A 3689-nucleotide genomic window follows, 5' to 3' on the forward strand; every position below is an offset into this window, starting at 1 on the left:
CAATCTTCATCTTTGCGAACCGCATTTATAACGCCGATTAGGGAAACAGCAATATAAAGTAAGTAAACTGCTCGCAACACATTGAAAACTAAACTCACCGCTGCCGAGGAGTTTCCACCTCCACCTTGGGATAAATTGTTCTTAAGAAAATCTTCAGCTCTCTTAAAAAACTGTGCTTGTGCTGGATCGGCAAAGTAATCTAGCCAAAATAAGCTCAGAATCGCTGCTACTGCTAGGACTTGTAATAGTAAGAGTGTTTTCTTGGGTGCGCGTACTTGCTGCCCAATTCGATGTATGACTACTGCTATTAAACTCCCAATTAACAAACAAAAGAGCAAAATAGGACTTTTAAGGCTGATAATGCTTAAAAATACTGCACAAGCAATTAAAAAAGGTACAGAATCTAGTAATTTAACGCGCCAGTATTCCAGTGTCAATACCAATTGATGAGACGTTGGCGCACGCAAACCAAAATTTCTGAGGGTGTATGTCACATACACTATTGAACAAAATTCAGCAGAAACAGGAGATTGGATAGAGAAACTTTTAGCAAAAGGCGAGTTGTGGTGGTTAAAATTTAAAGGCGATTTTGCCGATTCAGAAAACCAGCGAATCGAAACTGTGATTGCAAATGCCTACACAGAGGGTTTTCGTCGTTGGGAACAAATTTTATCTAATCAGATGGGATTGGATATAAAACCTTTATCTGCTGTGGATCTTTGGCAAGGTATTTGGAGAAGATTCAATGATACGCAGCCAATAGAAATACCACAACTCATAACCTTAGATGAACAAGGTGTACACGAAAAAGTTTACTCAGATTTAGCTAGTACAAAACTGCTAATGGAGAATATCCATAGTACAACTCTACTGATGGAATCTAGTATACCTTGTGCCGATCGCCGTTGGGTTTATGTTAACAATCGTTACATTGGCGCAATGACGTTTCTGGAAAAACCCGGAGGCTGGCAGAATAAATCGTCTCAATTACGCTATATATGGGAACTGTTGGCAAGAGAAGCAGTTGTTGACACGGAAATTTTCTGCCAGCTAACGGCGGCTAACCCAGCTTTGGTAAAAAATACTTTGCAACGCGTACTCAAGCAGTCGAACATGACGGCGATGATGGCGCAGGAAAAAAGTAGAACTATTGATGTTAATGCTCAATTAAAGCTGAAGAAATCGGTAGCAGCCCAAGAGCAATTGTTTGAAGGCGCAGTACCAATTTATACAGCAGTGACAATTTTGGTACACCGCCCCACTGTTGAGAAGTTAGACGAAGCAACAAGGTATATTGAAAGTTGTTTTCAGCGTCCAGCACAGGTTGTTAGGGAAATAGAGTACGCTTGGAAAATTTGGCTGCAAACTTTACCAATTGTGTGGGAAGGTTTATTAGCAAAACCCTTCAACCGCCGTCAGCTTTATTTAACCAGTGAAGTACCAGGGTTAATGCCTTTATCAATTACTAGAGCTGGCGATAGCAAAGGCTTTGAGTTGATTGCTGAAGAAGGTGGCTCACCTGTTCATTTGGATTTGTTTAACCAACACAAAAATCTAGCGTTGTTTGCTACAACTCGTGCTGGTAAGTCGGTGTTGGTTTCAGGAATTTTGACGCAAGCTTTGGCGTATGGGATTCCGGTGGTGGCGTTGGATTTTCCTAAGCCCGACGGGACATCAACTTTTACAGACTATACGCAATTTATGGAGGGGAACGGGGCTTATTTTGATATTTCTAAACAATCTAATAATTTATTTGAACAGCCAGATTTAAGATCGCTAAGTGAAGAAGAACAGCGCGATCGCCTACTTGATTACATCGCCTTCCTAGAATCAGCGTTAATGACCATGATTTTAGGATCATCAACTGAAAATCAGCTATTGTCGCAAACTATACGCGCAATTATTAACTTAGCTTTAGAAGCATTCTTTAATGATGAGGGTATAAAAGACCGATATCGAGATGCTATTGAAGGTGGATTTAGTAGCACTGCTTGGCTCAAAACCCCTACCTTAAAAGATTTTCTCCTATTCTGTTCGCCAGAACATTTACGACTAGATAGTATAGGTGGCAGAGTTGAAGATGCACTGAGTCAAATTCATCTGCGCTTGCGGTTTTGGCTTTCAAGCCGAGTGGGACAAGCGATTTCAGCACCATCTAGCTTCCCCACCGATGCTCAACTTTTGGTTTTTGCTCTCAGAAATTTATCCGATAGTGAAGATGCAGCAGTTCTATCTTTAAGTGCTTATTCAGCGGCACTCCGCCGTTCATTAAGTAGCCCATCTTCAATCTTCTTTATTGATGAAGCACCAATTTTGTTTGAATTTGAGCAAATTTCTAACTTGGTGGGAAGAATCTGCGCGAACGGTGCAAAAGCAGGTATTAGAGTGATATTATCAGCACAAGATCCTGATACTATTGCCAAATCCAAAGCAGCATCTAAAATTTTGCAAAACTTGACAACCCGATTAATTGGTCGTATTCAGCCAGTTGCGGTCGATAGTTTTGTCAGTATATTAAAATATCCCCAGGAAATTATTGCTCGTAATGCAACAGAAAGCTTTTTCCCTCGAAAAGAAGGAATTTACAGTCAATGGTTGTTGGATGACAACGGTATTTATACCTTCTGTCGCTACTACCCAGGTTACGAACAATTAGCAGTAGTCGCAAACAACCCTGACGAGCAAGCTGGACGACAACAAGCCATGCAAAAATATCCCGATAAGTATGAAGCACTTTCTGTATTTGCACGTCAGTTAGTAGCTGCACTGCGCGGATAAATACCCTTTTGTAGGTACTTTCTTATGCGAAAAACTACTTTTTTAACCCTCTCTCTAGTATTTCTGGGTATCGTACCAGGTATGGCGCAGTTGGTCAATATTGTGAACACAAAGGACGACTCACAATTAGGCAAAGTCTGGACGCAAGATTTTCAAAACTACGCCCTAGATTTACAAACCTATCTAGCAAGTAGCACTCCTAGTAGTTTAAAGCCTATAGAATTATTCGATACTCAAGCGGTTATCAATTCTTCTACAGGCGAACTCAACATACCTAATCCTATTGAAGCAGGAAAAAATGTTCGTTTTTTTGCCGTTCAAAAATCCATATCGGGGACATTTGAAAATAACCCATCTCTAGAAGCGAACACAGTCAGTAATGAATTCAGCCGTGAAATCACTCGTGGAGCAGTCGAAGGGGTTTTAGGAAGAAATGGACAAACACGGATAAAACAGAAATTAGAAGATACAGAGGATTCGCTTAAAGAGATTACAAAGTCTATCAAAGATCTTAAAGATAACCAAAATTTTATAACTCAAGCTATTAACAAAACTATATCAACTGCTTGCAACGCAACTAATGATGCTACTGGTGGTGCAGCTAATGCCTCAGCATGTCAGAATGCGGCTCAAACAAACTTACAATTACAAGCCGTCAGAATTCAAGGTGAACAGGCAAAAATGCTTGGAGAAACTTTTGCTCAAACAATGTATTTGAATCAGTCTTTACAGTATTCAAACTTGAACTTGGCAAATGTTGCTCAACAATTGGAAGAGACGAACCGTGCTAGAAGAGTAGATACCTCAGCAGAAGCTGCACGACTTGTAAGAGTAACTTCTCAACTAGATTTGTTGGGAAGAGAAACTCAACAAGAAGAAGTAAATCAACAACAACAAGTAAAATAGTACAA

3 protein-coding genes are annotated in these 3689 nt (G+C 40.1%); 2 read left to right on the forward strand and 1 reads right to left on the reverse strand.

The window, feature by feature from the left end:
- Nucleotides 1-443 (reverse strand): hypothetical protein (locus tag G4P69_RS36195; protein WP_208354720.1); only part of this gene is annotated, 443 nt, incomplete at its 3' end.
- Nucleotides 444-483: 40 nt separating this feature from the next.
- On the opposite strand from G4P69_RS36195, the gene G4P69_RS36200 reads away from it, so the two are divergent.
- Nucleotides 484-2778: a hypothetical protein gene (locus G4P69_RS36200; protein ID WP_313890612.1), complete on the forward strand. Its 2295-nt coding sequence runs from the start codon at nt 484-486 to the stop codon at nt 2776-2778.
- Between the two features lie 24 nt (nt 2779-2802).
- Nucleotides 2803-3684: a hypothetical protein gene (locus G4P69_RS36205; protein ID WP_208338363.1), complete on the forward strand. Its 882-nt coding sequence runs from the start codon at nt 2803-2805 to the stop codon at nt 3682-3684.
- The last annotated feature ends 5 nt before the right edge of the window (nt 3685-3689 follow it).

Origin of the sequence: Aetokthonos hydrillicola CCALA 1050, assembly GCF_017591665.1 — a bacterium.
Lineage (GTDB): Bacteria > Cyanobacteriota > Cyanobacteriia > Cyanobacteriales > Nostocaceae > Aetokthonos > Aetokthonos hydrillicola.

Excerpts from the sequence above, each read along its gene's own strand:
- G4P69_RS36205 (WP_208338363.1), top strand. The coding sequence starts at position 2,803 with ATGCGAAAAACTACTTTTTTAACCCTCTCTCTAGTATTTCTGGGTATC.